The organism is Streptomyces sp. A012304 (assembly GCF_026008495.1).
Lineage (GTDB): Bacteria > Actinomycetota > Actinomycetes > Streptomycetales > Streptomycetaceae > Streptomyces.
This window is the reverse complement of the sequence record NZ_BQUN01000106.1, coordinates 95,418-122,405: the sequence shown is the minus strand read 5'-3', so window position 1 is coordinate 122,405 and position 26,988 is coordinate 95,418. Positions and strand designations below refer to the sequence as shown.

Here is a 26,988-nt window from a genome sequence, read left to right as displayed (position 1 = left end):
CCCCCCACGGGCCCGGCTCACCGGCGGACGGCGTTGTTGAACCCCGACGTGCGGACGAAGGTCAGGGCGAGGACGCCCACCAGCGGCAGCAGCGTGACCTGGAGCAACCCCGCCTGGCGCCACCCGAGGGAGTCCACCAGGGCGGCGAAGAGCAGACCGGAGAACGCCGCCGTCCCGTAGTAGCTGGTGACGAAGAGCCCGGAGGCCCGGCCGATCTGCTCGGGGCGGACGGCCCGCTGGAAGGCGCTGTTGGTGTTCGGGTACAGGAAGCCCAGCCCGAAGACCCCCATGAGGAAGGCCAGCGCGCACTGTGTGCCGACCCCGGCGTGGGTCTGGTAGACGCCCACACTGACGGCGGAGCAGGCTAGCAGGCTCATGATCAGCAGGTTGCGCTGGTTCGCGTGGTCGCCGAGCCAGCCGCCCAGGATCGCGAGCATGCCGCCGAAGCCGAGGAAACTCATGGCCAGCGCCGCCTGCTCCGAGCTGTAGTGCAGGGAGCTGATGAGATACGTCGGGTAGAGCCCGATGAACCCGTAGACGGCGACGCCGCTGACCACGGAGTGCACGGCCAGCGCGAGGGTGTTGCGGTTGTAGGGGGAGGCCGGCATGTACTCGTACGTCCTCGTCGAGGCGGCCTTGTCGGCGGTCGCCTCGGTCAGGGCGGGCCGGACGAGGAACAGGGAGACGGCGGCGATCAGCAGCCCCGCGGCGCCGAACAGGTAGAACGGTGAGTGCCAGGTGTCGTGCGCGCTCATCAGCCGTACGCCGATCAGCGGGCTGAAGAACACGCCGAGGGAGTAGCCCACCCCGATCGCGCCGAAGGCGAGGCCCCGGCGGTGGGCGAAGAAGGCGCCGACGGCCGCGAAGATGGCGGCGGACTGCATGCCCTCACCGAAGCCGGAGACCACCCGGTACACCGTCATGTCGGCGAAACCGGTGGCCAGCGGAGTGGCCATGGTGCCCAGTGAGTAGATCACGATGCTGACGAGCAGCACGGTCTTGCGTCGGAAGCGGTCCAGGAGGTAGCCCGCCGGCAGGCCCGCGATGGCCATGCCGAGGGTGAAGTTGGTCGCCAGCAGGCCGCCCTGCTCCAGCGAGAATCCGTACTCCTGCCGGATGTTCGGCAGGAGAGGAGGGAAGACCTGCCGGTCCATCGCGTTGACCAGGTAGGAGAGCGTCAGCAGCGAGAAACCCACGCCGATCATGACGCGGGAGAGGGGCGCGGCGCTGCCGCGTGCGGCGTCGCGGACGGGCACTGCGCCCAGGTCGACTTGCGCTGGGGAGTTCATGGCGGCTCCTGGGGAGGAAGGCGGGCCACGGCAGGCCGCGTCGAATGCGTCGCGGCCGGGCCGTACGAGGCCCTGGGGAGAAATGACGAGAAGCGGTGCGCGGAACACGGATCGAAAGCGTCGACCGCGACGATGTCGCCGTGAGACGCCGGGGGGGGGCGGTGGGCTGCCGCGTGTGCGGGGAGAGGCGTGCGGAATCGCGGCGATGCGCCGCCCGTCGGGAGACATCCGTGGCTGTGGCGTCTTCTGCCGGCGGACCGAATACGAGCACATGACCGCGTGCGGCACATGACCGCGTGCGAGCGCATAACCGTGTGCGGACACATGACCGGGTACGGGCACGCGACCGAATGCGGACACATGACCGGGTGCGGGCACGTATCGGTTGCGGACACGCGTCGGTCGCACGGCCGGGGGCTGGCAGAAACAGTGAGGGGAAGGAACGGGCGCGTCAAGATGCGCGCGCGGATTTCTCGGCCGTTCCGGAAAGGACCGTCCCGGCCCTTGACGGACGGAAGAGCGTCAATGCTATCGTTAGCACCACGTGGCTGTGATCAAGTGAATTCGACCTGCCCCGGCATGGTGCGACCAGCCCAGGGGCGTACGGTGACGCTCCCCCCGACCACGAGTCGGTGCCGCGACACCCGACCCGAGCCCAGTGAATCCCTCCCGCCCCGGTGGCCGGCCGTTCGTCCGGCACACGCCGAAGGCCGCCAGCCCCGGTGCGCGATCCTGCGAGGACCACCTGATGAAACCACCGAGCCGCCCCGGCACCGTGCTGCTCACCGACTACGCCTGGCCCGACGACTCCGTCGAGCGCTCGGTCGTCGAGAGCGCGGGCCACACCCTGGTGACCGGCCCCGCCGAACCCTCCTCGGCCGAGGCCGTCGAGCACCTCGTCGCCGAGCACGCGCCCGACGCGATCCTCACCTGCTGGGCACCCGTCTCGGCCACCGCGGTCGCCACCTCGCCGGGCCTGCGGATCGTGGCCAGACTCGGCGTCGGCCTCGACAACATCGCGGTGGCCGCCGCCACCGAACGCGGCGTGTGGGTCACCAACGTGCCGGACTACTGCGTCGAGGAGGTCTCCGACCACGCCGTCGGCATGGTGCTGGCCTGGACCCGTGGCCTGGCCGTGGCCGACCGGGAAGTGCGGGCCGGCCGCTGGGACCCCGCGGGTGCCCGGCTGCGCCGACTGTCCGCGCTGACCTGCGGCGTCGTGGGGTACGGGCGGATCGGACGGGCCACCGTGCGCAAGCTCGGCGCGTTCGGCTGCCGGATCCTGGCCCACGACCCGCATCCGCCGCGGGACGCCCCCGGCGTGGAGTTGGTGGAACTGGAGGAACTGCTCCGCCTCAGCGACGTGGTGATCCTGCACCTGCCGCTCACCCCGGACACGCACCACCTCGTCGGCTCCGAGCAGCTGGCGCTGATGCGGCCCGGCGGCCTCCTGGTCAACGTCAGCAGGGGAGGCCTGGTGGACACCGACGCCGTGACCAAGGCGCTGGAGACGGGGCACCTCGGCGGGGCCGCCTTCGACGTACTGGAATCCGAGCCGCACGTCCCCGCCGGGCTGCTCGCCCAGCCCGGCGCGCTCCTCACGCCGCACATCGCCTTCTCCTCCGACGCCTCGGTCACGGAACTGCGCCGCCGAGCCGCCGAGGAGGTCGTACGAGTCCTGGGGGGCGAGCGCCCCGCCCACCCCTGCAACAGCCCCCACGACCGGCCCACCGCCCCGGGCGACGGACGATGAGCCGGCCCCCTGCGCGGCCGGGCCCGGTCCCGACGCCGACGGATCAACACCGTGCGCCGACAGGTTCCGGCCCCGCGCCGACCACCCTGCCCCCCGTCCCCGACGCCTCTCTGGCTCGTTTTCTGCTGACTCAGGGGCTTGCCGTGGTCGGTGAGGACGTGCGGTGGGTGGCGTTGGCGGGTGGGGTCTCGTCCGATCTGTGGCGGGTGGATCTGCCGGGCCGGTCGTTGTGCGTCAAGAGGGCTTTGGCGCGGTTGCGGGTCGCGGCCGAGTGGCAGGCGCCGGTGTCCCGCAACGCCTACGAATGGGCGTGGATGCGGTTCGCGTCCCGGCACCGTCCGGACAGCGTGCCCGAGCTGCTGGCCCACGACGCCGACGCCGGCCTCTTCGCGATGGAGTTCCTGCCCCCCGAGCGGTACCCGGTGTGGAAGGCGCTGCTGCTGGCCGGAGACGTGGACCCGGCGACCGCGGCGGCCGTCGGCGACGTGCTCGGGGCTCTGCACGCGGCGAGCGCGGGCGACGCCGCCCTCGCCGCGGAGTTCGCCACCGACGACAACTTCCACGCCCTGCGCATCGAGCCCTACCTGCTGGCCACCGCCGCCGCGCACCCCGGCCTGCGGCAGGAACTGCACGACCTCGCCGACCGTACGGCCGCGACCCGTCTGGCCCTGGTGCACGGAGACGTGAGCCCGAAGAACATCCTGGTCGGCCCCGCAGGCCCGGTGCTGCTGGACGCCGAATGCGCCTGGTACGGGGACCCGGCCTTCGACCTGGCCTTCTGCGTCAACCATCTGCTGCTGAAGAGCCTCGTGGTGCCCCGGCGCCGCGCCGACCTCCTGCGGTCCGCCCGGGCGCTCGCCGAGGCGTACGGCGGCCGGATCGACTGGGAGCCCCGGCCGGCCCTGGAGGCACGGGCGGCTTCGCTGCTGCCCGCGCTGCTGCTCGCCCGGGTGGACGGCAAGTCGCCCGTGGAGTACCTCACCGACGAGCGCCACCGACTGCTGGTCCGCACCGTCGCGTCGGCACTGCTGCGCGCGCCCGCTGCCACGGTCGCGGAGGCCCTGGAGGCCTGGGAGACGGCTGTCGGACGACCGGTCCGGACGTCGTGAAGTGAAGGAAGGCAGAAAACCGATGCGCAGAGTCGTCACCGGCCACGACGAGAACGGCAGGTCGGTGGTCGTCAGCGACGGCCCCGTTCCCCGCAGCAGGGAGTTCACCAGCCTGCCGGGCTGGGTGTCCCGCCTGCCGTGGGCCACCGAACCGGGCGAACCCGTCCACCGCGACGGGGAGGACCCCACACCGAAGGTCACCAGCCTGCTCCCGGCGCCCGGTGGGACACGGTTCGTCGTCCTGACCTTCCCGCCGGACACCGCGATGGCCGACCCGGCGTTCGACCCCGTCGCCTTCGACCGCGAGCAGCGGGCCGACTCGCCGGGCCTCGCGGAGCTCATCGCGCCCGACGGCACCCACGCCACCCCCACCGTGGACTACGGCATCGTGCTGGAGGGCGAGATCGACCTCGAACTCGACGACGGCCGGTGCACCCGGCTGTCGGCCGGCGACCTCGTCGTCCAGAACGCCACCCGGCACGCCTGGCGCAACCGCGGCGACCGGCCGGTGACGATGGCCTTCGTACTGATCGGGGCCGACACCGGCGGCTGAATCCCGGCCAGGGACTTGCCTTGAAGCGCACTTCAACGGCAAGACTCCCGTCCGGCCGGCGAAGCACCGCCGGCCGGACGGGAGGACTCAGCATGAAGTACCGCACCATCGGCGGCGACCCGGCCACCCGCCGCGAGGTCAGCGTGCTCGCGCTCGGAACGATGCTGTTCGGGACCGCGACGGACGAACGGACGTCGTTCGCGATCCTCGACCGCTACGTCGAGGCGGGCGGCACCTTCGTCGACACGTCCGACAACTACGCGTTCTGGGCGGACGGCGGTCAGGGCGGCCAGAGCGAGGAACTGCTCGGACGGTGGCGGCGCAGCCGCGGCGTCGGGGCGGAGATCGTCGTCGCCACGAAGCTCGGCGCCCGGCCCCTGGCGCCCGGAACCAGCTACACCGACAACCCCGAGGGACTGTCGGCGAAGGTGATCCGCGAGTCGTCCGAACGCAGCCGGGAGCGGCTCGGCATGGAGAAGCTCGACCTGCTCTACGCCCACATCGACGACCACACCGTCCCGCAGCGCGAGACCGTCGAGGGGTTCGCCGCGCTCGTCGCGGAGGGCACCGTCGGCCTGCTCGGGGTGAGCAACCAGGCCGTCTGGCGCGTGGAACGGGCCCGGGCCATCGCCGCGGCGGCCGGTCTGCCCGGCTACGAGGTGCTCCAGTACCAGCACAGTCATCTGCGCCCGCGGTCCGACGTGCCCAGCGACCTGTTCCCGGACGGCAACCTCGGCACGGCCGGCCCGGAACTCATGAGTTACCTGCGGGCGGAGCCCGGCCTGACCCTGGTCGCCTACTCGCCGCTGCTGAAGGGCGCCTACACCAACCCGGACAGGCCGCTGCCGCCGGACTACGACCACCCGGGCACCCCGGCCCGGCTCGCGGTGCTGCGCGAGGTCGCGCGGGAGACCGGCGCCACCCTCAACCAGGTCGTGCTGGCCTGGCAGCTCGGCGGGGAGCTGCCGGTCGTCCCGCTCGTGGGCGCGTCGTCGGTGGCGCAACTGGAGGAGACCCTCGCCGCCGTGGACCTGGAGCTGACGCCGGACCAGCGGGCGCGGCTGGACGCGGTGCACTGAGGGCCCGGCCGCGGGGGGCGGCGTGGGCCGTGGGCGGCGCGGATAGGCTGGGATCATGCCGTCCACCCGCCGCACCGCCCGACAGGCCGACCTGCTGGAACGACTCGTCGCGTTGCTGACGGCACAGGGGTTCTCGGACCTCACCCTCGACGACCTCGCCGAGCGGCTGCGCTGCTCCAAGACCACCCTGTACCAGCTGGCCCGCAGCAAGCAGGGACTGGTGGTGGAGGCGGTCAAGCACTACTTCCGCGGGGCGACCGAGGCCGTCGAGAAGCGGGTGGCGCAGACCGACGACCCCTCCGACCGGGTGCGCGTCTATCTGACCGCCGTCGCCGAGCAACTGCGCCCGCTCTCGCGCCGGTTCCTCGACGACGTGGCGGAGTTCCCGCCCGCGCGCGAGGTGTACGAGGCCAACACCCGGATGGCCGCCGAGCGGGTACGCCGGCTGATCGCGGAGGGCGTCTCGCACGGCGCCTTCCGCGAGGTGCACGCCGCGTTCGTTGGCGAGGTCGCCGCCGCGACCATGCGCCAGATCCAGCAGGGCGAACTGAAGGCCCGCACCGGGCTGACCGACGCGGAGGCGTACGAGCAGCTCGCCTCGCTCATCGTGCACGCCGTCTCCTCCTGACGGACCCGCCTCTCCGTCTCCCGGAGGATGTCGCGTTGCGCCCCGGTGCCGTACTGTGAATGATACTTTCGTACTCCTCTCAGTATCACTCCTACCGCTCCGGTCTCACCCGTGGAGGTTGCCGTGCCTGCCACTCGCGCCCTGCCGACCGAGGAAGCCGTCGACCTCGTGCAGCTCACGCGCACCCTCGCCGCGAAGGAACTCGCCCCCCGGGTCGCCGAGGCCGAGGCGGACGGGGAGTTCCCCCGGGACGTCTTCCGCACCCTCGGCCGCAGCGGCCTGCTCGGACTGCCCTTCGCCGAGGAGCACGGTGGGGCGGGCCAGCCGTACGAGGTGTACCTCCAGGTGCTGGAGGAGGTCGCGGCGGTCTGGTCGAGCGTCGCCGTGGGGATCTCGGTGCACGCGCTGTCCTGCTTCCCGCTCGCCCGCTTCGGCACCGAGGAGCAGCGGCGCGCGTGGCTGCCGGAGATGCTCGGCGGCGAACTCCTCGGCGCCTACTGCCTGTCCGAGCCGCACGCCGGCTCCGACCCGGCGGCCATGCGCACCCGCGCGGTCCGCGACGGCGACGCGTACGTCCTCAACGGTGCCAAGGCGTGGACCACGCACGGCGGGTACGCCGACTTCTACACGGTCATGGCCCGCACCTCCGACGACCGCACCCACGGCATCTCCTGCTTCCTGGTCCCGGCCGGCACCCCGGGGCTGAGCGCCGACCCGCCGGAGCGGAAGATGGGGCTGACCGGGTCGGCGACCGCGACCATGCGGCTCGATGACGTGCGGGTGCCGGTGGAGCGGCGGATCGGGGAGGAGGGGCAGGGCTTGAAGATCGCGCTCGCCTCCCTCGACTGCGGCCGTCTAGGCATCGCCGCTGTCGCCACCGGCCTCGCCCAGGGTGCCCTCGACCACGCGGTGCGCTACGCCCGCGAGCGGGAGACCTTCGGCAAGCCGATCATCGAGCACCAGGGGCTGGCGTTCGTCCTCGCCGACATGGGCGCCGCGATCGAGTCGGCCCGCGCCACCGCGCTGTCCGCGGCCCGGCTGAAGGACCTCGGTCTGACCTTCACCCGGGAGGCGTCCATCGCCAAGCTGGTGGCCACCGACAACGCCATGAAGGTGACCACGGACGCCGTGCAGGTGCTCGGCGGGTACGGATACACCCGGGACTTCCCCGTCGAGCGCTACATGCGTGAGGCGAAGGTCATGCAGATCTTCGAAGGAACCAATCAGATCCAGCGCATGATCATCTCCCGTGCGCTGGACCGGAGCGAGGGCGGTGTGCTCACCGCCCTCGGCAAGGAGTGATGATGCAGCTCGAGAACACCGCCGCCCTCGTCACCGGCGGTGCGTCCGGCCTCGGAGCGGCCACCGCGAAGGCGCTCGCCGAGCGCGGCGCGACGGTCTTCGCCCTCGACCTCAAGGACGGCGTCGACAAGGCCCCCGAGGTCGCCGGCGTCACCTACGTCCCCGCCGACGTCACCGATCCCGAGCAGGTCCGCGCCGCCGTCGCCACCGCGGCGGGCGCGGGCGTGCCGCTGCGCACGGTCGTCAACTGCGCCGGCGTCGGCCCGTCGATGCGCATCCTCGGCAAGAAGGGCGTCCACGACCTCGGTGTGTACGCCAAGGTCGTCCAGATCAACCTGATCGGCACCTTCAACGTGCTCGCGCTCGCCTCGGAGGCCATCGCCGGGACCGAGGCCGACGAGAACGGGCAGCGCGGCGTCATCGTCAACACCGCGTCCATCGCCGCATACGACGGCCAGATCGGCCAGGCCGCCTACGCGTCCTCCAAGGGCGGTGTCGTCGGCCTGACCCTGCCGGCCGCCCGCGATCTCGCGCAGTACGGCATCCGGGTGTGCACCATCGCCCCCGGAATCGTGGACACGCCGATGATGGCGACCGTCTCCGAGGAGTTCCGCACCTCGCTCGCGGCCGGTGTGCCCTTCCCGCACCGCTTCGCGCAGCCCGAGGAGTACGCCAAGCTTGCCCTCGCCATCGTCGACCACGACTACCTCAACGGCGAGACCATCCGCATGGACGGCGCCCTGCGGATGGCGCCGCGCTAGGCCCTGTCGTCTGGATCATCCCGGCGTCGCGGGGCCCATGGCCTGTCTGATAAACCGAGTGGGGATGTACGTGCTCGGTCCAATTGCCTTGCCGTCCTGACACCGGCCAGTGATTCTGGGCAGGTGCCAGGGCAGGGGAAAAGAAGGCGGAGGCAAGAGGACGCGCGGCAGCGGCTTGCTGCTCGCACCGTGCCGAACGCGGGACAGTGGGAAGTGGTCGTTGAGACGCGGGACCAGGCGGAGATGCGTACGCGGTTGCGCCGTCTTCAGGAGGCAGGAGTCGACGGGTCGATGATCCGGATCGACACGCTGTGCGGGCGCCTGGGACTGCCGACCACCTACCGGCTGAGTCGTTTCGTGATGGACCCCGCGCGGGAGTCCGAGCACGAGCACTAGGCAGGAATCGTCATGGCAGCTCTGATCCTGTGGCGCCGCGAATCCACCGCGTGATCATTTGCCAGACAGCCCCTGGGCCCAGCTGCGTCAGCGTGGTGCAACGCCACTTCGTTCCCCACCGGGAGCGTCAGTTTCCTCATCCAGACGTTCGAGCCCGACCTGCTGGCGGTGCATCCGGCTCGATACGTGACGACAACTCGAACACCCGTACTCGCCGACCACCGGTGGGATTGACGGTCTCACGGAACAGATGCATCCCCAGTTTGCTCATGATCCGTTCGGAGGCGTCGTTGCCCACCTGAGTGATGCTGACGATCCGCTCAAGCCCTCGCTCTACGAACCCGAACCGTACAGCGGCCGCAGCGGCCTCGGTGGCCAAGCCCTGCCCCCAGTGGGAACGTCCCAGCCGCCAGCCGACCTCGACCGCCGGCAGTACCTCCGGCAAGTAGTTGGGCACCGAAAGGCCAGTGAACCCGGCCAGCTCGCCAGTGGACCGGATCTCCACGGCGAACAGGCCGAAGCCCTGTGACTCCCACTCGCTCTCCCATGCCTGGAGCCTGCCGCGAGTCTGCCTTTCGTCAAGGACGCTACCGTCACGGATCCACCGCATGACCTCCGGGTCGGAATGGACGGCCGCCATGGGCGCAACGTCCTCCTCGCGCCAGCGACGCAGGATCAAACGGGGAGTCTCAAGCGTGACCATCCAACCATTCTCCTAGGACGACGAAGACTGCGCCCAGGCAGCCAAGCGCGCCCGCCATTGGTGTTGGCGTCAAGGTCCCGACCTGGCCACAGCGACCGCCCACACGATGTAGAGGACGTTCACCACCAGCCGGGCCACCGCGCCTACCGGTCGCTCCAGTAACCGGGGCCGGTCCGGCCTGGCGCGTCGCACCGCGTCCACGTGGGACACCAGATAGCAGGTGACGAGAACTGCGGCGGACAGGCTCCCGGCCGCCCGGGTGCGCGGAACCAGCACCAGCACACCCACCACGATCTCTGCCGCCCCGCTGGCGGACACGAGGAGCCGTTGTCGGCGGAACCAGGCGGGTACCAGCGTGCGGAAGTAGTCCGGGGTCAGAAAGTGCATGACTCCCGTGGTGACGAGAAAGGCCGCCAGCCCGGCGGCAGCGATAACCTCCATGGCACGATGCTCCGTTCACCCCGCGCATGGGCGCTTGAACAAAACGATCGCCGCGTCGTTTGCGCTTCCGCGGGCGAGGCGATGATGTTCGCCGAGTCCCACCCGTTCCGTGTCGGCTCACACCGTCTGCCGGCATGGAAAGTCGTGCTGCCGCTCGGCGGCCACGCCGGAATCTTCCGGCCGGGACAGCCGGCCCTGAGTGCTCCCGGACTGATCGTCCCGCCCCAGCTGGCCCACGCGTGCGCGGTGACCTCTTCCTACGTCGCCCTGTTCGTCGACGCCTGGCTGCTGCCGTCCCAGCCGGAGCCGATCCTGCTCGGTGTGGACGAGGTCCGCCGCCTGCTGGCGGCGCTCGGCAGCACCGGTTCCGACGGACCCGACACCGGCGTGGACCTGGCCGCCGGATACGCAGAACTGCGGGCCCTCGCCGGACGCCCGGCCTCACTCGATCCGCGGGTCGCCCACGCTGTCCGCCTGTGCACGTCGTGTGATCCGGACATGCCCCTTGCCTCGGTCGCCGAGGAAGTCGGTCTGTCGGCCCCGCGGATGCGCGCCCTGGTCGGGCGGGACGTGGGCATCACGCTCACCCGCCTGCGCCGCTGGGGCCGCCTCCGTGTCGCGATCACCAGCTTGCCGGGCCGGACCGCCGCCCTCGCTGCAGCAACCGCGGGCTTTGCCGATCAGGCTCACCTCACCCGTACCGCCCGGGACTTCACCGGGCGTACGCCTTCGTCTCTGCGGTGCGCCGCACCCTATGGTTTCCGGGCCCGTCCTACGGTCTGACCAGCAGCTGGAAGTCGAACGCGTACCGGGACGCGCGGTAGATGTGCGTCCCGTACTCGACCGGGCGTCCGGTGTCGTCGTACGCCGTGCGCTGCATGGTCAGCAGGGCCGCCCCCGGCTTCTCCGCGAGCAGGGCGGCCTCGTCGAGGGTGGCGCTGCGGGCGCCGATCGTCTGGCGGGCGCTGTGCAGCGTGATGCCCGCCGCGCGCAGCAGCCGGTACAGGCCGGTCTCCTCCAGCCGTGCCGTGTCGAGGTCCAGCAGGGCCGGGGGCAGGTAGTTGCACAGGAACGCCACCGGCTCGCCGTGCGTCGAGCGCAGCCGCTCCAGAAGCGTGACCTCGGCGCCCTCCGCGATCCCGAGCGCGGCGGCGACGTCGGCGGTGGCCGCGACCCGCTCGTTGCGGACGACGTGCGTGGTGGGACCCTGTCCGGCCGCCTCCAGGTCGTCGTAGAGGCTGCTCAGTTCCAGCGGCCGTTTCACCTGGCTGTGCACCACCTGTGTGCCCACTCCGCGGCGGCGCACCAGCAGCCCCTTGTCGACCAGGGACTGGATCGCCTGGCGGACGGTCGGGCGGGAGAGGCCGAGGCGGGTCGACAGGTCGATCTCGTTGCCCAGCAGATTGCCCGGGGCGAGCGCCCCGTGCTCGATCGCCGCCTCCAACTGCTGGGCCAGCTGGTAGTAGAGCGGTACCGGGCTGGTACGGTCCAGCGCGAAGGGCAGCGCGTCGAGCGCGGAGCCGGACGCGGCACGGGCTCGGTCACCGGTCTTCGGCATCGGGGCACCTCCTCGGGCGGTGGGTGACGCCCGCGCACACGGGGTAGTGATCGTCCCCTCAGGTGTAGGGCCCTGGGACCGCCTCTGTCAATGCTTTGTACTTACATTCGGACCATCTCGTGAAATGATGTCATAACAAAGTATTGACAGCGGGCGTCCCAGGGGATTGGATCCCGTCCCAACAGCGCTGAAGCCCCGGACCGCCAGGGTACGGGCCCCCGGATCCTCGTGATCGACTCCCCTTCCCCGTCGTTCCCCTGTCGCACAGTGAGGTGCAGGAAAGATGGACAGCTCTTCTCCCTCCCGCTCCCGCAGAATCGCCCCGGTCGTCGCCATGGCCGCGGCGGTCGCCCTGACCCTCGCGGGCTGCTCCAGCGGCTCCGGCGGCAAGAAGGCCGAGGAAGGGGGGAGTGACGCCTCCGCGGGCAAGGCCACGACGCCGCAGATGACGGTGGCCCTGGTGACCCACCAGTCGCCCGGCGACACGTTCTGGGACATCGTCCGCAAGGGCGCCGAGGCCGCCGCGGCCAAGGACAACGTCAAGCTGATCTACTCCGCCGACCCCAACGCCGGCAACCAGGCCAACCTGGTGCAGAACGCCATCGACCAGAAGGTCGACGGCATCGCGATCACCCTCGCCAAGCCCGACGCGCTCAAGGACGTCATCAGCAAGGCGAAGGCCGCGAACATCCCCGTGGTCGGCCTCAACTCCGGTGTGAGCGAGTGGAAGAAGCTCGGCCTGCTGGAGTTCTTCGGCCAGGACGAGACCGTCGCCGGCGAGGCCCTGGGCAACAAGCTCAACCAGGTCGGCGCCAAGAAGGCGGTCTGTGTCATCCAGGAGCAGGGCAACATCGGCCTCACCCAGCGCTGCGACGGTGTGAAGAAGACCTTCTCCGGTTCGCTCGAGAACCTCTACGTCAACGGCACCGACATGCCGTCCGTGAAGTCGACGATCACCGCCAAGCTGTCGAAGGACAAGTCGATCGACCATGTGATCGCGCTCGGCGCCCCCATCGCCCTGACCGCCACCCAGTCGGTGTCCGACGCCGGCAGCAGCGCCAAGGTCGCCACCTTCGACCTCAACAAGGAACTGACCGGAGCCATCAGTGAGGGCACCATCGAGTTCGCCGTCGACCAGCAGCCCTACCTCCAGGGCTACCTGGCCATCGACTCGCTGTGGCTCTACAAGAACAACGGCAACTACATGGGCGGCGGTGAGCAGCCGGTGCTGACCGGTCCGGCGTTCGTCGACAAGTCCAACGTCGAGAGCGTCGCCGCGTACGCCGCGAAGGGCACCCGGTGATGAGCATGACCCACGCCGAACCGGCGGTGGCCACACCGCCGGGCCCCGGCCCCAGGGAGACCGACGGCCGGACCGCTCGACGTCCCCTCGTGCTCAGGCTGCTGGCCCGCCCCGAGGTGGGTGTCTTCCTCGGCGCCGTCGCCGTGTACGTGTTCTTCCTCATCACCGCGGCGCCGGTGCGCGACGGCAGCTCGATGGCGAACATCCTCTACCAGTCGTCGACCATCGGGATCATGGCGCTGCCCGTGGCGCTGCTGATGATCGGCGGCGAGTTCGACCTGTCGTCCGGTGTCGCCGTGATCAGTTCGGCGCTCACCGCGGCCATGCTCAGCTACCAGCTCACGCTGAACGTGTGGATGGGCGTGATCCTCGCCCTGGTCTTCTCCCTGGCGGTCGGCTTCTTCAACGGCTGGATGCTGGTGAAGACCGGACTGCCGAGCTTCCTGGTCACCCTGGGCACCTTCCTGATCCTCCAGGGCGTGAACCTGGCCGTGACCAAGCTCGTCACCGGCAATGTCGCCACCGACGACATCAGCGACATGGACGGCTTCTCCCAGGCCAAGCAGATCTTCGCCTCGTCCTTCGAGGTCGGCGGGGTCCAGGTGAAGATCACCATCGTGTGGTGGCTGGTCTTCGCGGCGCTCGCCACGTGGGTGCTGCTGCGCACCAAGTACGGCAACTGGATCTTCGCGGTCGGCGGCAACAAGGAGAGCGCGCGGGCCGTGGGCGTCCCGGTGACGTTCACGAAGATCTCGCTGTTCATGCTGGTCGGTTTCGGCGCCTGGTTCGTCGGCATGCACCAGCTGTTCTCCTTCAACACCGTGCAGTCGGGCGAGGGCGTCGGCCAGGAGCTGATCTACATCGCCGCGGCGGTCATCGGCGGCTGTCTGCTGACCGGCGGTTACGGCTCGGCGATCGGCCCGGTCTTCGGCGCGTTCATGTTCGGCATGGTGCAGCAGGGCATCGTCTACGCCGGCTGGAACCCCGACTGGTTCAAGGCCTTCCTCGGCGTGATGCTCCTCGGCGCCGTCCTGATCAATCTGTGGGTCCAGCGCACGGCGACCCGGAGGTGACCCCCATGACGACCGACAAGACCGGCACCCACGGCGCCATCCTCGCCGACACCCCCACCCCGGACGGGGACCGCCCGCTCGTCGAGCTGCGCGAGGCGGGCAAGTCCTACGGCAACATCCGCGCCCTGCACGGCGTGAGCCTTCAGGTCCACCCCGGCAAGGTCACCTGCGTGCTCGGTGACAACGGCGCCGGCAAGTCCACCCTCATCAAGATCATCTCCGGGCTGCATCAGCACACCGAGGGCGAGTTCCTCGTCGATGGCACCCCGGTCCGCTTCTCCACCCCCCGCGAGGCCCTCGACCGCGGTATCGCCACCGTCTACCAGGATCTGGCGACCGTCCCGCTGATGCCGGTGTGGCGGAACTTCTTCCTCGGCTCCGAGATGACCAAGGGGCCCTGGCCGATCCGCCGTCTGGACATCGAGCGGATGAAGAAGACGGCGGACCAGGAGCTGCGCAACATGGGCATCGTCCTGGACGACCTGGAACAGCCCATCGGCACGCTCTCCGGCGGCCAGCGCCAGTGCGTGGCCATCGCCCGCGCCGTCTACTTCGGCGCCCGCGTCCTCATCCTGGACGAGCCGACCGCCGCCCTCGGCGTCAAGCAGTCCGGCGTGGTCCTGAAGTACATCGCCGCCGCCCGCGAGAAGGGCCTCGGCGTCATCTTCATCACCCACAACCCGCACCACGCCTACATGGTCGGCGACCACTTCAGCGTGCTGCGCCTGGGCACCATGGAACTGTCCGCCTCCCGCAGCGAGGTCAGCCTCGAAGAGCTGACCAACCACATGGCGGGCGGCGCCGAACTCGCCTCCCTCAAGCACGAGTTGGCGCAGGTCCGCGGCGTCGACGTCGAGGAACTCCCCGAGGAGGAGGACCTCACCGCGCCCGTGGCGGGCACCGGGGAAGGGAAGGCCTGAGATGAGCCTCGACCGCATCCGGGTGGGCTCCGCCCCCGACTCCTGGGGCGTCTGGTTCCCCGACGACCCGCGCCAGGTGCCCTGGGAACGCTTCCTGGACGAGGTCGCCGAGGCCGGCTACTCCTGGATCGAACTCGGCCCGTACGGCTATCTGCCGACCGACCCGGCCCGTCTCACCGACGAGGTGGCGAAGCGGAACCTGAAGGTGTCGGCGGGCACGGTCTTCACGGGCCTGCACCGCGGACCGTCCGTCTGGGCGGACACCTGGGCGCACGTCAGCCAGGTGGCCGCCCTCACCCAGGCGATGGGCGCGCGGCACCTGGTCGTCATCCCGTCGTTCTGGCGCGACGACAAGACCGCCGAGATCCTCGAACCGCCGGAGCTGACGACCGAGCAGTGGGCCCACCTCACCAAGGGCATGGAGCGCCTCGGGCACGAGGTGAAGGAGACGTACGGCCTGGACATCGTCGTGCACCCGCACGCCGACACCCACATCGACACCGAGGAGCACGTCGAACGGTTCCTGGACGACACCGACACCGAGCTGGTCAACCTGTGCCTGGACACCGGGCACTACGCCTACTGCGGCGGCGACAGCGTCAAGCTGATCGAGACCTACGGCGAACGCATCGGCTACCTCCACCTCAAGCAGGTCGACCCGGCGGTCCTCGCCGACGTCGTCGCGAACGAGGTGCCCTTCGGCCCGGCGGTCCAGCGTGGCGTGATGTGCGAACCTCCATCCGGCGTACCGGCGTTGGAGTCGGTGCTGGTCGCGGCGCAACGACTCGGGGTGGAGCTGTTCGCGATCGTCGAGCAGGACATGTACCCCTGCGACCCGGACCAGCCCCTGCCGATCGCCGTACGGACCCGCAAGTTCCTGCGCTCCTGCGGAGCTTGAGGGCTGTCACCCGCTGTCACCCGCGCTCGGTGGCATGGACGTCACCGAAGTGCACCTGGAGGCCGGCGCCGACGCGTCGGCCTCCTCGCTGTCTCCGTGCCCCCGGCGGCGGCGGACGCCCCGCGTCGCGGGTGTCGGCCCGCTGGAACCAGCGGCCCGGTGGCGGTCGTTGTTCAGGGTGAGACCCATCGAAACGGGGAGGACACGTTGACGCACGAGGAGCAGGAGCAGACGGCGGACACCGCGACGGCCGAGCGCCGCGCCCGGTTCGGCACGCTGCCGGAGCGGGTCCGCCTGGAGGACACGGTCGAGGAGAAGCCGGCCACCGTGCCCGACCCGGCGCGCGACACCTACAACCCGGACGAATGGCTGGTCCGCTACGCACTGTGAAACGGCAAGGGGAGGCGCGCACGACCGCGCGCCTCCCCTTGGCCTGCTCGTCCGTCAGGCGGAGCGGACCTCCGCGATCGTCACCGGACGGTGTTCGCGCAGCGACAGCGTGCAGGCCTCCGCGATCCAGCCGGCCTCCAGGGCGTCCTCGATCGTGCACGGCGAGGGCCGGGTCCCGGCCACCACCTCGGTGAACGCGGTGAGCTCGGCACGGTAGGCGGCGGTGAAGCGGTCCATGAAGAAGTCGTGCGGGGCGCCGGACGGGAAGGTCACTCCGGGCTCCACCGACCGCAGCGGCAGCTTGTCCTCCAGGCCCACCGCGATGGAGTCCTGGAAGCCGTGGATCTCCATGCGGACGTCGTAACCCCGGGCGTTGTGGCGGGAGTTGGAGACCACCGCGATCGTGCCGTCGTCCAGGGTGAGGATCGCGCCCGTGGTGTCGGCGTCGCCCGCCTCCTTGATGTAGTCGGCGCCCCGGTTCCCGCCGACCGCGTACACCTCGCTCACCTCACGGCCGGTCACCCAGCGGATGATGTCGAAGTCGTGCACCGAGCAGTCCCGGAAGATGCCCCCGGAGGCGGCGACGTACGCGGCCGGCGGCGGCGCCGGGTCCAGCGTGGTCGACCGCACGGTGTGCAGTGTGCCCAGCTCACCGGCCCGGACGGCGGCGCGGGCGGCGACGAAGCCGGCGTCGAAGCGGCGGTTGTAGCCGATCTGGATCGGCACGTCGCCGCCCTGGACGGCCTTGAGCACCTCGACGCCCTCCGCCATCGTGCGGGCGACGGGCTTCTCGCAGAAGACCGGCACGCCCGCCTCCACGGCGGCCAGGATCAGGCCCGGGTGGGCGTCCGTCGCGGCGGCGACCACCACGCCGTCCACCCCGGCGGCCAGCACCGCCTCGGGGGAGTCCGCGACCTCGGCGCCGAACCGCTCCGCCGCGGACTTGGCGGCCTCGGCGAACGGGTCGGCGACGACGAGCGACTCGACCGCGTCGAGTCCGGAGAGGGTCTCGGCGTGGAAGGCGCCGATGCGGCCGAGGCCGAGGATGCCGATACGCATGGGGTGCTGCTCCTTCGGTGCGGGTCGTGCGAGCCGGATTTCGTACGGGGGAGAGGAGGGGGTCAGTCGAGGCCGCCGAGCACGTTCTGGTCCCAGTCGATCACCGAACCGGTGACCACGCCCGACCGCTCGGACAGCAGGAACACCACGAAGTCGGCGATCTCGTCCGGCTGGCCGAGCTTGCCCATCGGCAGCCGGGCGGCCGCCTCCTCGCGCCAGTCGTCGCCGGCGCCGTGGAAGGCCCGCTGGGTGGCGTCCTCGCCCTCGGTCGCCGTCCAGCCGATGTTCAGGCCGTTGATGCGGACCCGGTCGAAGCGGTGGGCGTGCGCCGCGTTGCGGGTCAGCCCGATCAGACCGGCCTTGGCGGAGACGTACGGGGCGAGGAACGGCTGCCCGCCGTGCGCCGAGGAGGTGATGATGTTGACGACCGTGCCGGGCGCGCCCCGGCCCACCATGTCCGCGACCGCGGCCTGCATGGCGAAGAACGGTGCCCTCAGGTTGATCGCGATGTGCTGGTCGAACAGCTCGGGCGTGGTGTCGAGGAGCGTGCCCCGGGAGGTCAGCCCGGCGGAGTTCACCAGGCAGTCGATCCGGCCGTACGCCTCGACGACCCGGGTGACGGAGGCCTTCGCCTGCTCGGCGTCCGCCAGATCGGCCCGGACGAACATCACCTTGCCGCCGGCCTCGGCCAGCTCCGCCACCAGCGCCTCGCCGGGCTCCGCACGCCGGCCGCTGACGGCCACGACCGCGCCCTCGCGGACGGCGGCCCGCGCGATCGCGGCGCCCACTCCCTGGCTGCCGCCGTTGACGAGGACGACCTTGTCGTCGAGAAGTCCCATGATGGCCCGGTCCTTTCAGCTCTCGCGCCGCTCGGCGCAGGCCCTCAGCGCGTCCCGCGGGGTCTTGGGTGTGCGTGCCTCGCGCAGCGCGCGCCGTACGGTGTCCGCCTGCGAGGACGGGGCCGGCGGGAGGCCGGCGGGGTCCGTGGCCCGCGTGACGGGGGCGCGGAAGGCGGCGAGGCCCGGAGCGGGCCGGCCCGGCAAGGCGAGGCCCGGGGAGGGCAAGGACATCGTCGTCCTCTCGGTGACAGAGGGGGCACAGCGCTGCCATTCTTGTCATGACAAACCCGTCGAACAACCAGCAGGCAGCCATCAAAAACCCCTCAAGGAGCCTCCGTATGGGCCACCCGTTCCCGATCCGGGAGATCGCACGTCAGGCGGGCCTGAGCGAGGCCACCGTGGACCGGGTCCTCAACGGGCGGGGCGGGGTGCGGGAGAGCACCGCTCGGGAGGTCCGGCAGGCCATCACCGACCTCGACCGGCAGCGCACCCAGGTCCGGCTGGTGGGCCGTACCTTCATGGTCGACATCGTGATGCAGGCGCCGGAACGATTCAGCACCGCCGTGCGCGCCGCTCTGGAGGCCGAGCTGCCGGCCCTGCGCCCGGCCGTTCTGCGCTCGCGGTTCCACTTCCGTGAGACCGGGCCGGTGCGGGAGCTGGCCCGGACCCTCGACCGGATCGCCCGGCGCGGCTCGCAGGGCGTCATCCTCAAGGCCCCGGACGTCCCCGAGGTGTCGGCGGCGGTCGCCCGGCTCACGGAGGCGGGCATACCGGTGGTGACGCTGGTGACCGACCTGCCGTCCACCGCCCGCCTCGCCTACGTCGGCATCGACAACCGGGCCGCCGGAGCCACCGCCGCCTACCTCATGGGCCAGTGGCTGGGCGCGCGGCCCGGCAATGTGCTCACCAGCCTCAGCAGCGGCTTCTTCCGCAACGAGGAGGAGCGCGAGATGGGCTTCCGCGGTGCCATGCGCGCCCGCCACCCCGAGCGCGCCCTCGTCGAGATCGCCGAGGGCCAGGGCCTGGACGCCACCCAGTACGACCTGGTGCGCGCCGCCCTGGAACGCGACCCGGAGATCTGCGCGGTCTACTCCATCGGCGGCGGCAACATCGCCACCCTGCGGGCCTTCGCCGACCTCGGCCGCGAGTGCGCCGTGTTCGTCGCCCACGACCTCGACCACGACAACACCCGTCTGCTGGGCGAGCACCGGTTGTCCGCCGTCCTCCACCACGACCTGCGCCAGGACATGCGCGAGGCCTGCCATGTCGTGATGCGGGCGCACGGCGCGCTGCCGCCCGCGGGACCCGTGCTGCCGTCGGCGATCCAGGTGGTGACGCCGTACAACATGCCGCCCGCGCCGCTCGGCTGACCGGCCGTCGCGGCAGCCACTGGCGCCGGCGGCGAGTGGGGCGCCCGGAGCCTGGAGTGCCTGGAAGGCCTTGGGGGCCTGTGCGCCTGGAGTGTCCCGAGCGCCCCGAGGCTCAGGAGGGCTCCACGTCCACCCATGTCCCGCTTCGCGCGGAGCGGGACATCGCGTCCAGGACGGCCGCGCTGTGCACGGCGTCCGCGAGTGTCGTGCCGTACGGCGTGCCCTCGGCGACGGAGCGCAGGAAGCGGTAGGCCTCGATGACCTTCAGGTCGTCGTAGCCCATGGCGTTCGCCGCGCCCGGCTGGAAGGCGGCGAACTCGCCCGCGCCCGGGCCGACGTACACCGTGCTCACGGGCTGGTCCTGGTAGGAGGTGCCGCGGCTGACGCCCAGCTCGTTCATCCGGCGGAAGTCCCAGAACACCGCCCCCCGGGTGCCGTGCACCTCGAAGCCGTAGTTGTTCTGCTCCCCGACCGAGACGCGGCATGCCTCCAGCACGCCGCGGGCGCCGGAGGCGAAGCGCAGCAGGCAGTTGACGTAGTCCTCGTTCTCGACCGGCCCCGGCTCGCCGCCGGTGGCCAGGGTGTGGCCGGCGGTCGTGCCGGACGGCCGGGCGCGTTCGGGGACGAAGATCGCGGTGTCGGCGGTCAGCGAGGTGATGTCGCCGAGCAGGAAACGGGCCAGGTCGGCGCCGTGCGAGGCGAGGTCCCCGAGGACCCCGCTGCCGCCGCGCTCACGTTCGTAGCGCCAGGTCAGGGCGCCGTCGGGGTGGGCGGCGTAGTCGCTGAGGAGACGGACGCGGACATGTGTCACGGTGCCCAGCTCACCGGAGGCGATCAGCTCGCGGGCGGCCTCGACGGCGGGCGCGTTGCGGTAGTTGAAGCCGACGGCCGCCTGGACGCCCGCGTCGGCGACCGCGTCCGCGACGGCACGGGCGTCGTCGGCGGTCAGGCCCACCGGCTTCTCGATCCACAGATGCTTGCCCGCCTCGGCCATCGCGACGCCGATCTCGCGGTGCAGGAAGTTCGGCGCGGTGACGCTGACCGCCCGGACGCGCGGATCGGCGGCGACCTCGCGCCAGTCACGGGTCGCCGCGGCGAACCCGTAGCGCGCGGCGGCCTCCTCGGCCCGGCCGGGCACGTCCTCGGCGACCAGCACTAGTCCGGGCCGGACGGTCAGCTGCGGGAAATGGTGGAGCACGCGCGTGTACGCCTGGGTGTGCACCCGGCCCATCCAGCCGAACCCGACGACGGCGACACCCAGCGCATCCACCATGACAGCCCCTCTTTGGACCGGTCCATTCTCTGTCCAGGCCACCCTGAGGGCCCACTGCGCCGGTGTCAACCCTTTGACAACCCCGCCGCGCGCATGGAACGGTCCAGACCATGAGACCGCCGACCATCCGTGACGTCGCCGACCGGGCCGGTGTGTCCAAGTCGCTGGTCTCCCTCGTCCTGCGCGGCTCCGACCAGGTGCGCGCCGAGAAACGGGAGGCCGTGCTCAGGGCCGTGCGCGAGCTGGGCTACCGGCCCAACGCCGCCGCCCGCAGCCTCAGCGAGCAGCGCACCCGCACCATCGGCGTCCTCCTCAACGACCTGCGCAATCCCTGGTACGTCGATCTCCTCGACGGTCTCAACTCCCTGCTGCACGCGAGCGGTCTGCACATGCTGCTCGCCGACGCCCGCCTCAACCGCCGCGTCGGCCACGACCTCGCCGGGCCCTTCCTGGACCTCCAGGCCGACGGCCTGGTCGTCGTCGGGACGCTGCCCGACCTCACCGCCCTCGACGCGGTCGCCGCCCGGATGCCGGTGGTCGTGGCAGCCGCCCGCGAGCCGGTCCCGGCGGGCGTGGACGTGGTCGCCAACGACGACGAGCGCGGCGCCCGCCTCGTCACCGAGCACCTCGTCGGCCTCGGCCACCGGCGGATCGCGCACCTCGCGGGCTACGGCGCCGTCGCCGAACTGCGCCGTCGCAGCTTCGAGACGACGGCACGGGCGCACGGCCTGGCGGACGGGGCACTGGTCGAGCCGTGCGACATGACCGAGGAGGGCGGCTACCGCGCCACCGTCCGGCTGCTGGCCCGCCCCGACCGTCCCACCGCGATCTTCGCCGTCAACGACATCGCCTGCGTGGGCGCCCTCTCGGCGGCCGGGGAACTCGGTCTCGCCGTGCCGCGCGACCTGTCCGTCGTCGGCTACGACAACACGAGCATCTCGCGGCTGCGTCACCTGTGGCTGACCACGGTCGACCACGCCGGCCACGAGGTCGGCCGCCGGGCGGCCCGCTGCCTCCTCGACCGCCTGGAGCGGCCCGGGGCGGCGGGCCGGGTGCACCTGGCGGCGCCGACCCTGGAAGTGCGCGGGACGACGGGGCCACCGCCGGCGACGTGACGCCAGCACCGCCGCACGCCGCCCCGCACCGCCGCCTCCGAAGCCCACCCGCGCCTCCGCGCGTGCGGCCCCGGCATCCGGCGCATCGGGGGGGTGGGGCAGGTCTACCGGGACGTCGTGGCGACGAGGTCCTGGGTGGCGACCGCGACAGGACCGGCGTAGGAGTCGGCGGCCGCGGCGAGGGCGGTCGCGGGGGCCGTGTCGGGCCACAGGTGGGTCAGCAGCAGCCGGCCGACGCCGGCCTGGGCGGCGTACCGTCCGGCCAGGCGGGCCGTCAGCAGGTAGGGGGCGTCGGCCTCCGGGACCTGATGGGCGTACGTCGCCTCGGACAGGAAGATGTCGGCGCCTTCCGCGAGGCGTGGGATCTCCTCACTGGGGCCGGTGTCGCCGGTGTACACCAGCACGGCGTCCGGCGTGGCGATGCGCAGGCCCGCATTGGGCACGAAGTGCGGCAGCAGCCGCGTACCGACCGTGAAGGGACCGATCTCGAAGCCCTCGCCGGGCGTGAACTCGCGCAGGTGGTGGGCACCGGCGAGCATGCCCGGCCGGTCGAGCGCGAGGACGGCGTCGAGCGCGCCCGGCGGTGCGTACAGCGGCAGGGGCGGGGGCGGGGCGTCGCTCAACGCCCGTGCGCGCAGCAGCGGGTTGAGGTCCGCGCAGTGGTCGGGGTGCCCGTGGCTGACCAGCACGGCGTCGACGGTGTCGGCGCCGCCGTAGCGCAGCAGGCGGGGGAAGGTGGCGTAACCGGGGTCCACGAGCAGGCGGAATCCCTCGTGTTCGACGAGGTAGCCGGAGCAGGCCTGGGTAGCGGTGGGCCACGCCCCGCAGCCGCCGAGAACGGTCAGTCGCATGACGGCAGGGTAGAGCGGCCGCCCGGGCGAGGCGCACGAATTTCCGGGCGCTGCGCGCCGCTGACGTCCGAGGCCGTGGGCGGCCACCGACGACCGGTCACTTCTCGGACGCCGAGGTGCTCGTGGCCCGCCGCACATGGGAGGCGATCAGCCCGTACACCTCACGGGCCCTCTCGTCGTCCTTGGTGTCGTAACCATGGTCCGCCCCGAGCACGTCGTGCCGCCCCGCCAGCGCCCCCACCCCCTCCAGGCGTGCGGCGTACGCGCGTGCCTCGGCGCGCAGCAGGTCGTGCTCCGCCGTGATCACCAGCGCGGGGGCGATGCCGCGGAGATCGTCCGTGTCCGAGGCGTGCGCGGGCGACACCAGCCGGTCGGCCCGCTCGCGCGGATCGGGGACGTACGAGGTGTCGAAGACGTCCGCCATCCAGGGCCGCAGCATGGGTTTGGCGACGGCGGCCCGCTTGTCCTTGGCGGGGGTCGCGAGGTCCAGCGGCGGATAGTGCAGGACCTGGAGGGCGATCGACGGCCCGCCCCGCTCCAGCGCCTGCCGGGCCACGGCCGCCGCGAGCCCGCCGCCCGCGCTCTGCCCGCCGACGGTGAGCCGGTTCCCGTCCCAGCCCTGCTCGGCGCCGTGCTCGGCGACCCAGCGGACGACCTCGTAGGCCTGGGTGGGCGGGGCGGGGAACGGGTGCTGCGGTGCGACCACGTACTTCACGTTGACGACGACCACGCCGGCCTCGGCGGCGAGGAACCGGCACAGGGCGTCGTCCATCTCCGGCATCGACATGACGTAGCCGCCGCCGTGGAAGTTGACGTGGACCGGCGGGCCGTCCGGCCCGCCCGGGGGCGCGTACACCGTGACCGGGGCGGGGGCGACGGAGGTCGGCACCGTCAACCGGCGTACGTCGCGGGGGAGTTCCGGGAAGCGGGCCTGCCACGCGGCCGTGGAGCCCGGGCCGTCGGCGCGGCGGCCCGCCAGCCGGGTGAGGGCCTGCATCGTCTTGGCGGCGCGGGTGGCCACCGCCGGTCTGGCGAGGAGGGACATGCGGCATCCGTTCGTCGTGCCCTGCCGGTCGATCGACAGGAATCCTGGCGATCGAATGAGGCAGAAGCTAGCACGCGACCGCCCGCCGCACACCCCCCGAGTCACTCCGGACCGCCCGCCGCGGCCCTCGCGGTCTCCCGTGTCGCCCTCGCGGCTTCCGTGCGCCCCTCCCGCCCCACCGAGGCCTCCCGCGGTCCCTCGCGTCACACCGCAGCCCCCCGCCCCGCCCCGCCCCCTGTCGTCAATCCCGCCGCGCGACGAGTCGGTAGGCGTTGGACACCCCCAGTCGGTGCGCCAGGGGCCGGACCGCGAACCGGTCCAGGAGCGTGCCCGCGATCAGCGCGGGGATCCCGGCCAGCAGCAGCGCCGTGCGCGCCGCGCGGCGCGGCGCGTTCGGCGGCTCGGGCAGCCACGGCGCGTCCTCGCGCGGCGCCGCGTGGTCCAGGGCCAGCCATACGGCGGCCAGCAGATCCACCGGGTCGTGCGGTTCGGCGTGCTGCTGCGCCACCACCGTGAAGCCCAGCTCCGTCAGCCGCTCCCGCAGATTGGCGACCGGCACGAAGTGCAGATGCTGCGGCTGGAGCCACGGCAGCCACCAGCGGCCCAGCAGCCGGGCGTAGCGGCTGTCGGGGTCCGGGACCTCGATCATCAGATGCCCGCCGGGCCGCACCGTCTCCCGGGCGGCGCGCAGCTCGCGGTCGGGGTCGGTGCTGTGCTCCAGGTAGTGGAACATGCTCACCACGTCGTAGCGGGCGGACAGCTCGGGCGCCAGCTCGGGGAAGTCGCCCCGGTAGCCGCGTTCCACCCGGCCCTCCCGCTCGGCGAGTTCGACGCCGTCGGTGAAGTCGAGCCCGTCGAAGGTCGTCCCGGGCAGCACCTCCCGGGCCGCCGCGCAGAAGTGGCCGTGCCCGGTGCCGACGTCCAGCCAGGTCTTCGGCTCGGGGTCGTGCGGCAGCATCGCCCGCGCCCGCCCCCGGTACATCGTCGTGCGCCCGCCGAAGGTGTCACCGAGCTTCTTCTCACCGAGCCCGTCGTAGAAGTCGCGGTAGTAGAACTCCAGGCCCTCGGGGCTCAGCCGAGGGTTCTGGAAGGTGTGCCGGCAGGCCGCGCAGCGGTCCAGGACGAAGCGGCCCGGCTTGTGCTGGAGCAGGTCGGTGGTGCGCAGCCGAGTGGTCAGCCGGTCCGAGCCGCACCAGGGGCAGGTGGTGCGCCGGGGCTCGAAGAAGCGGTCCAGGCCGGCCGCGAGATCGGCCCGGTAGCCGGGCCGCAGCGCGGCGATCCGCTCCGCGCGCTCGGCCTTGTTCTCGTCGCTCATGACAACTCCCTGGCCAGTTCGTCGAGATGGGACGCGGCGGCCGGGGCGCCGCCGGCCGCGCGGAACGCCGTACGGATCCGGGCGGCGGCCGCGCGGTGGGCGGGGTCGTCGAGCACGGCGTCCAGGGCCGTGCCCAGCTTCCGCACGGTGACCCGGCCGAACCGCACCCGCACCCCGGCCCCGGCGTCCGCGACCTGCCCGGCCACGACGGGCTGGTCGTCGCGGATGGGCGCCACCACGAGCGGCACGCCGTGCCACAGGGCTTCGCACACCGTGTTGTGCCCGGCGTGACAGATCACGGCCCGCGTCCGCTCCAGCAGGGCCAGTTGCGGCACCGACGGCACGACCAGGACGTCCTTGTCGTCGCCCCGGTCCGCCAGGGTGCCGCCCGGGTCCACGACCACCCCCTGCACCCGGTCCGCCCGCTCGCGCAGCGCGGTGCGGCACTCGTCGAGGAAGCGGCCGCCGACGTCGGTGTTGGCGGTGCCGAGCGTGACCAGCACGGTGGCCCGGCCGGCGTCGAGCCACTCCCACGGGAAACCGGCCGCCGTCGGACGGGCCGTGATCGAGGGCCCGACCCAGCGCACGCCCGGGTGAGCGCCCGCCAACTCCGGTGTGCTGAAGGCGATCACCAGATGCGGCGAGAAACGCGGGTCGGCGCCGCCCGCCGGATCCCCCACGGCGGCCCGCAGCGCGGCCAGCCGCTCGTCGAGCCACTGCCGGACCTTGGGCAGCCCGGCCAGCGGATCGGTGAACTCGGCCGACGTGGTCGCCGAGGTCGCCCACGGCACGCCCAGCCGCTCCGCGACCAGCGCGCCCGCGAAGGCCTGCTGGTCGGCGACGACGACGTCCGGCCGGAACGCCTCCACGGCCGCCCGCACCCCCGGCGCCATCGCCTCGGCCAGCGGCAGCAGGTACCACTCCCACAGGAACCTCAGCGCCTCCGGGCCCCGCAGCTCGGGCGGCCGGCTCCCCTCGGGCGCCCCGGCGCACGCGAAGACCTCGGCCCCGGCCCCCGCGAGCCGTGCGACCAGTCCCGGATCGGCGCACGCCCACGCCACCCGGTGCCCCCGCCCGGTCAGCTCGGCGGCGACCCCCACGGCCGGATTGATGTGCCCGGTCAGCGGCGGCACGACGAACAGGAACCGGCTCACCGGGCCTCGACCCCCGCCCGCCGGGCCTCCCCGACGAGCGTCAGGACGTGCCCGCCCACCGTTCCGGCCGCCTCCACCAGCACGGAGTGCTCGTGTCCCGGGACCACCACCGTCCGGCAGTCCGGCAGCAGCGACTCCAGCCACGGCACGAGAGCGGCGAGATCGGAGTCGCCGCCGTACACGCCGAGCACCGGGCAGCGCACCGACCGGATCTCGTCCTCCGTCAGCACCCGGCTGGCGGGGATGTCCCGGCCGAGGGAGGTCTCGCGGGCCAGCCGGGCCGCGCCCTTGGCGAGCCGGGCGGTGTTCTGGCCGCGGTGGGCGGTGATCCAGGCGAGCGCGTCGGGCTCGTTGTACGCGAGCTCGGTCACCACCCGGCCGAGGATCCCGCCGAGCTTCGCCGCCCAGGCGGCGGTGGCCGGTTCCGACTCGATCAGGGTGACGCTCGCCGCCCGCTCCGGCCGGCGGGCCGCGAGGCCGAACGCGATCGTCCCGCCGTAGGAGTTGCCCACCAGGTGCGCCGGGCCGGTCACCGAGAGCCGGTCGAGGAGCGCCTCCAGGTCGTCGATGTTGTCGTCCAGGGTGTAACCGCGGGCGGGGCGGTCGCTGCGGCCGTGACCGCGCAGGTCGTACATGACGACGTCGAGGCCGGCCGCCGCGAACGCGGGCGCCACGGTGAAGTAGTAGCTGGCCAGGCTGTCGGTGAGCAGGCCGTGCACCAGCACCACGGTGCCGGTGACCGGCCGGCCGGCCCGGGGCCCGATCCTCTGCACGTGCAACCGGACGGCGCCGGTGTCGACCTTCGCCATGG

The 26,988-nt window shown here is 72.2% G+C and carries 28 protein-coding genes; 15 read left to right on the top strand and 13 right to left on the bottom strand.

What is annotated here, in order from left to right; all coding sequences use genetic code 11:
- Positions 1–17: 17 nt before the first annotated feature.
- On the bottom strand, positions 18–1,289 hold the full coding sequence (locus ALMP_RS27415) for an MFS transporter (protein ID WP_264933048.1): 1,272 nt from the start codon (positions 1,287–1,289) through the stop codon (positions 18–20).
- A gap of 748 nt (positions 1,290–2,037) precedes the next feature.
- Here ALMP_RS27415 and ALMP_RS27410 point away from each other — a divergent pair.
- The 7 genes from ALMP_RS27410 (at position 2,038) to ALMP_RS27380 (ending at position 8,474) form a co-directional block, all read left to right on the top strand.
- Positions 2,038–3,042, top strand: coding sequence for a C-terminal binding protein (locus ALMP_RS27410; protein ID WP_264933047.1), 1,005 nt, complete (start codon positions 2,038–2,040; stop codon positions 3,040–3,042).
- Positions 3,043–3,185: 143 nt separating this feature from the next.
- Positions 3,186–4,151: a phosphotransferase family protein gene (locus ALMP_RS27405; protein WP_264933046.1), complete on the top strand. Its 966-nt coding sequence runs from the start codon at positions 3,186–3,188 to the stop codon at positions 4,149–4,151.
- 22 nt (positions 4,152–4,173) lie between these two features.
- Positions 4,174–4,704, top strand: coding sequence for a cupin domain-containing protein (locus ALMP_RS27400; protein WP_264933045.1), 531 nt, complete (start codon positions 4,174–4,176; stop codon positions 4,702–4,704).
- Between the two features lie 92 nt (positions 4,705–4,796).
- Entirely contained in the window at positions 4,797–5,783 is a 987-nt protein-coding gene (locus ALMP_RS27395; RefSeq protein WP_264933044.1) for an aldo/keto reductase, read from the top strand.
- 55 nt (positions 5,784–5,838) lie between these two features.
- Positions 5,839–6,411, top strand: coding sequence for a TetR/AcrR family transcriptional regulator (locus tag ALMP_RS27390; protein WP_264933042.1), 573 nt, complete (start codon positions 5,839–5,841; stop codon positions 6,409–6,411).
- A gap of 123 nt (positions 6,412–6,534) precedes the next feature.
- Positions 6,535–7,713, top strand: coding sequence for an acyl-CoA dehydrogenase family protein (locus ALMP_RS27385; RefSeq protein WP_264933041.1), 1,179 nt, complete (start codon positions 6,535–6,537; stop codon positions 7,711–7,713).
- 2 nt (positions 7,714–7,715) lie between these two features.
- Positions 7,716–8,474 carry an SDR family NAD(P)-dependent oxidoreductase gene (locus tag ALMP_RS27380; protein ID WP_264933108.1) on the top strand — a complete coding sequence of 253 codons (759 nt, stop codon included), beginning with the start codon at positions 7,716–7,718 and terminating at the stop codon, positions 8,472–8,474.
- Positions 8,475–9,006: 532 nt separating this feature from the next.
- Here ALMP_RS27380 and ALMP_RS27375 read toward each other — a convergent pair.
- Together ALMP_RS27375 and ALMP_RS27370 are read right to left on the bottom strand one after the other, a co-directional pair.
- Positions 9,007–9,573 (bottom strand): GNAT family N-acetyltransferase, encoded by a 567-nt coding sequence (locus ALMP_RS27375; protein ID WP_264933039.1) that lies wholly within the window; start codon positions 9,571–9,573, stop codon positions 9,007–9,009.
- A gap of 69 nt (positions 9,574–9,642) precedes the next feature.
- Positions 9,643–9,960, bottom strand: a complete 318-nt coding sequence (locus ALMP_RS27370; RefSeq protein WP_264933037.1) for a hypothetical protein — start codon at positions 9,958–9,960, stop codon at positions 9,643–9,645.
- Between ALMP_RS27370 and ALMP_RS27365 the strand changes: the two genes are divergently transcribed.
- Entirely contained in the window at positions 9,955–10,797 is an 843-nt protein-coding gene (locus ALMP_RS27365; protein ID WP_264933035.1) for a helix-turn-helix domain-containing protein, read from the top strand. The genes ALMP_RS27370 and ALMP_RS27365 overlap by 6 nt on opposite strands.
- On the opposite strand, the gene ALMP_RS27360 is transcribed toward ALMP_RS27365, so the two are convergent.
- A complete protein-coding gene (locus ALMP_RS27360; RefSeq protein ID WP_264933034.1) occupies positions 10,787–11,572 on the bottom strand; it encodes a GntR family transcriptional regulator in 786 nt (261 codons plus the stop codon). The two genes, ALMP_RS27365 and ALMP_RS27360, sit on opposite strands and share 11 nt — an antisense overlap.
- A 283-nt stretch (positions 11,573–11,855) precedes the next feature.
- Here ALMP_RS27360 and ALMP_RS27355 point away from each other — a divergent pair, with 283 nt between their 5' ends.
- The 5 genes from ALMP_RS27355 (at position 11,856) to ALMP_RS27335 (ending at position 16,156) form a co-directional block, all read left to right on the top strand.
- Positions 11,856–12,875, top strand: a complete 1,020-nt coding sequence (locus ALMP_RS27355; protein WP_264933033.1) for a sugar ABC transporter substrate-binding protein — start codon at positions 11,856–11,858, stop codon at positions 12,873–12,875.
- On the top strand, positions 12,875–13,948 hold the full coding sequence (locus tag ALMP_RS27350; protein ID WP_264933032.1) for an ABC transporter permease: 1,074 nt from the start codon (positions 12,875–12,877) through the stop codon (positions 13,946–13,948). The genes ALMP_RS27355 and ALMP_RS27350 overlap by 1 nt, the downstream gene beginning before the upstream one ends.
- 5 nt (positions 13,949–13,953) lie before the next feature.
- Positions 13,954–14,868: an ATP-binding cassette domain-containing protein gene (locus ALMP_RS27345; protein ID WP_264933031.1), complete on the top strand. Its 915-nt coding sequence runs from the start codon at positions 13,954–13,956 to the stop codon at positions 14,866–14,868.
- Between the two features lies 1 nt (position 14,869).
- Positions 14,870–15,766, top strand: a complete 897-nt coding sequence (locus tag ALMP_RS27340) for a sugar phosphate isomerase/epimerase (RefSeq protein ID WP_264933030.1) — start codon at positions 14,870–14,872, stop codon at positions 15,764–15,766.
- A 207-nt stretch (positions 15,767–15,973) separates the two neighbouring features.
- On the top strand, positions 15,974–16,156 hold the full coding sequence (locus ALMP_RS27335; RefSeq protein ID WP_264933029.1) for a hypothetical protein: 183 nt from the start codon (positions 15,974–15,976) through the stop codon (positions 16,154–16,156).
- Between the two features lie 54 nt (positions 16,157–16,210).
- On the opposite strand, the gene ALMP_RS27330 is transcribed toward ALMP_RS27335, so the two are convergent.
- The 3 genes from ALMP_RS27330 to ALMP_RS27320 all read right to left on the bottom strand — a co-directional run bounded on the left by ALMP_RS27330 (position 16,211) and on the right by ALMP_RS27320 (position 18,285).
- The gene (locus ALMP_RS27330; protein WP_264933028.1) at positions 16,211–17,215 is read right to left on the bottom strand and encodes a Gfo/Idh/MocA family oxidoreductase; all 1,005 of its coding nucleotides are present in this window, start codon (positions 17,213–17,215) and stop codon (positions 16,211–16,213) included.
- A gap of 62 nt (positions 17,216–17,277) precedes the next feature.
- The gene (locus tag ALMP_RS27325; RefSeq protein ID WP_264933025.1) at positions 17,278–18,054 is read right to left on the bottom strand and encodes an SDR family oxidoreductase; all 777 of its coding nucleotides are present in this window, start codon (positions 18,052–18,054) and stop codon (positions 17,278–17,280) included.
- Positions 18,055–18,069: 15 nt separating this feature from the next.
- Entirely contained in the window at positions 18,070–18,285 is a 216-nt protein-coding gene (locus ALMP_RS27320) for a hypothetical protein (protein WP_264933123.1), read from the bottom strand.
- A gap of 107 nt (positions 18,286–18,392) precedes the next feature.
- Here ALMP_RS27320 and ALMP_RS27315 point away from each other — a divergent pair, with 107 nt between their 5' ends.
- Positions 18,393–19,424, top strand: coding sequence for a LacI family DNA-binding transcriptional regulator (locus ALMP_RS27315; protein ID WP_264933023.1), 1,032 nt, complete (start codon positions 18,393–18,395; stop codon positions 19,422–19,424).
- A gap of 112 nt (positions 19,425–19,536) precedes the next feature.
- Here the strand turns inward: ALMP_RS27315 and ALMP_RS27310 are convergent, their stop codons facing one another.
- Positions 19,537–20,697, bottom strand: a complete 1,161-nt coding sequence (locus ALMP_RS27310) for a Gfo/Idh/MocA family protein (RefSeq protein WP_264933021.1) — start codon at positions 20,695–20,697, stop codon at positions 19,537–19,539.
- Positions 20,698–20,807: 110 nt separating this feature from the next.
- Here ALMP_RS27310 and ALMP_RS27305 point away from each other — a divergent pair, with 110 nt between their 5' ends.
- Positions 20,808–21,812, top strand: a complete 1,005-nt coding sequence (locus tag ALMP_RS27305; protein ID WP_264933019.1) for a LacI family DNA-binding transcriptional regulator — start codon at positions 20,808–20,810, stop codon at positions 21,810–21,812.
- Positions 21,813–21,916: 104 nt separating this feature from the next.
- Here the strand turns inward: ALMP_RS27305 and ALMP_RS27300 are convergent, their stop codons facing one another.
- The 5 genes from ALMP_RS27300 to ALMP_RS27280 all read right to left on the bottom strand — a co-directional run bounded on the left by ALMP_RS27300 (position 21,917) and on the right by ALMP_RS27280 (position 26,986).
- On the bottom strand, positions 21,917–22,663 hold the full coding sequence (locus ALMP_RS27300) for an MBL fold metallo-hydrolase (protein ID WP_264933017.1): 747 nt from the start codon (positions 22,661–22,663) through the stop codon (positions 21,917–21,919).
- Between the two features lie 97 nt (positions 22,664–22,760).
- Positions 22,761–23,708 (bottom strand): alpha/beta hydrolase, encoded by a 948-nt coding sequence (locus tag ALMP_RS27295; RefSeq protein ID WP_264933015.1) that lies wholly within the window; start codon positions 23,706–23,708, stop codon positions 22,761–22,763.
- 241 nt (positions 23,709–23,949) lie between these two features.
- On the bottom strand, positions 23,950–25,023 hold the full coding sequence (locus ALMP_RS27290) for a class I SAM-dependent methyltransferase (RefSeq protein ID WP_264933013.1): 1,074 nt from the start codon (positions 25,021–25,023) through the stop codon (positions 23,950–23,952).
- Complete coding sequence (locus tag ALMP_RS27285; RefSeq protein WP_264933011.1) at positions 25,020–26,177, bottom strand: glycosyltransferase; 1,158 nt, start codon at positions 26,175–26,177, stop codon at positions 25,020–25,022. The genes ALMP_RS27290 and ALMP_RS27285 overlap by 4 nt, the downstream gene beginning before the upstream one ends.
- On the bottom strand, positions 26,174–26,986 hold the full coding sequence (locus ALMP_RS27280; RefSeq protein ID WP_264933009.1) for an alpha/beta fold hydrolase: 813 nt from the start codon (positions 26,984–26,986) through the stop codon (positions 26,174–26,176). Before ALMP_RS27280 ends, ALMP_RS27285 begins: the two co-directional genes overlap by 4 nt.
- Positions 26,987–26,988: the final 2 nt, after the last annotated feature.

What these genes read in the sequence shown, in the direction of transcription:
- ALMP_RS27415 (WP_264933048.1), bottom strand. Translation starts at nt 1,289, where the DNA reads ATGAACTCCCCAGCGCAAGTCGACCTGGGCGCAGTGCCCGTCCGCGAC.
- ALMP_RS27410 (WP_264933047.1), top strand. Translation starts at nt 2,038, where the DNA reads ATGAAACCACCGAGCCGCCCCGGCACCGTGCTGCTCACCGACTACGCC.
- ALMP_RS27400 (WP_264933045.1), top strand. Translation starts at nt 4,174, where the DNA reads ATGCGCAGAGTCGTCACCGGCCACGACGAGAACGGCAGGTCGGTGGTC.
- ALMP_RS27395 (WP_264933044.1), top strand. Translation starts at nt 4,797, where the DNA reads ATGAAGTACCGCACCATCGGCGGCGACCCGGCCACCCGCCGCGAGGTC.
- ALMP_RS27390 (WP_264933042.1), top strand. Translation starts at nt 5,839, where the DNA reads ATGCCGTCCACCCGCCGCACCGCCCGACAGGCCGACCTGCTGGAACGA.
- ALMP_RS27380 (WP_264933108.1), top strand. Translation starts at nt 7,716, where the DNA reads ATGCAGCTCGAGAACACCGCCGCCCTCGTCACCGGCGGTGCGTCCGGC.
- ALMP_RS27375 (WP_264933039.1), bottom strand. Translation starts at nt 9,573, where the DNA reads ATGGTCACGCTTGAGACTCCCCGTTTGATCCTGCGTCGCTGGCGCGAG.
- ALMP_RS27370 (WP_264933037.1), bottom strand. Translation starts at nt 9,960, where the DNA reads ATGCACTTTCTGACCCCGGACTACTTCCGCACGCTGGTACCCGCCTGG.
- ALMP_RS27360 (WP_264933034.1), bottom strand. Translation starts at nt 11,572, where the DNA reads ATGCCGAAGACCGGTGACCGAGCCCGTGCCGCGTCCGGCTCCGCGCTC.
- ALMP_RS27355 (WP_264933033.1), top strand. Translation starts at nt 11,856, where the DNA reads ATGGACAGCTCTTCTCCCTCCCGCTCCCGCAGAATCGCCCCGGTCGTC.
- ALMP_RS27350 (WP_264933032.1), top strand. Translation starts at nt 12,875, where the DNA reads ATGAGCATGACCCACGCCGAACCGGCGGTGGCCACACCGCCGGGCCCC.
- ALMP_RS27345 (WP_264933031.1), top strand. Translation starts at nt 13,954, where the DNA reads ATGACGACCGACAAGACCGGCACCCACGGCGCCATCCTCGCCGACACC.
- ALMP_RS27340 (WP_264933030.1), top strand. Translation starts at nt 14,870, where the DNA reads ATGAGCCTCGACCGCATCCGGGTGGGCTCCGCCCCCGACTCCTGGGGC.
- ALMP_RS27330 (WP_264933028.1), bottom strand. Translation starts at nt 17,215, where the DNA reads ATGCGTATCGGCATCCTCGGCCTCGGCCGCATCGGCGCCTTCCACGCC.
- ALMP_RS27325 (WP_264933025.1), bottom strand. Translation starts at nt 18,054, where the DNA reads ATGGGACTTCTCGACGACAAGGTCGTCCTCGTCAACGGCGGCAGCCAG.
- ALMP_RS27320 (WP_264933123.1), bottom strand. Translation starts at nt 18,285, where the DNA reads ATGTCCTTGCCCTCCCCGGGCCTCGCCTTGCCGGGCCGGCCCGCTCCG.
- ALMP_RS27315 (WP_264933023.1), top strand. Translation starts at nt 18,393, where the DNA reads ATGGGCCACCCGTTCCCGATCCGGGAGATCGCACGTCAGGCGGGCCTG.
- ALMP_RS27310 (WP_264933021.1), bottom strand. Translation starts at nt 20,697, where the DNA reads ATGGTGGATGCGCTGGGTGTCGCCGTCGTCGGGTTCGGCTGGATGGGC.
- ALMP_RS27305 (WP_264933019.1), top strand. Translation starts at nt 20,808, where the DNA reads ATGAGACCGCCGACCATCCGTGACGTCGCCGACCGGGCCGGTGTGTCC.
- ALMP_RS27300 (WP_264933017.1), bottom strand. Translation starts at nt 22,663, where the DNA reads ATGCGACTGACCGTTCTCGGCGGCTGCGGGGCGTGGCCCACCGCTACC.
- ALMP_RS27295 (WP_264933015.1), bottom strand. Translation starts at nt 23,708, where the DNA reads ATGTCCCTCCTCGCCAGACCGGCGGTGGCCACCCGCGCCGCCAAGACG.
- ALMP_RS27290 (WP_264933013.1), bottom strand. Translation starts at nt 25,023, where the DNA reads ATGAGCGACGAGAACAAGGCCGAGCGCGCGGAGCGGATCGCCGCGCTG.
- ALMP_RS27280 (WP_264933009.1), bottom strand. Translation starts at nt 26,986, where the DNA reads ATGGCGAAGGTCGACACCGGCGCCGTCCGGTTGCACGTGCAGAGGATC.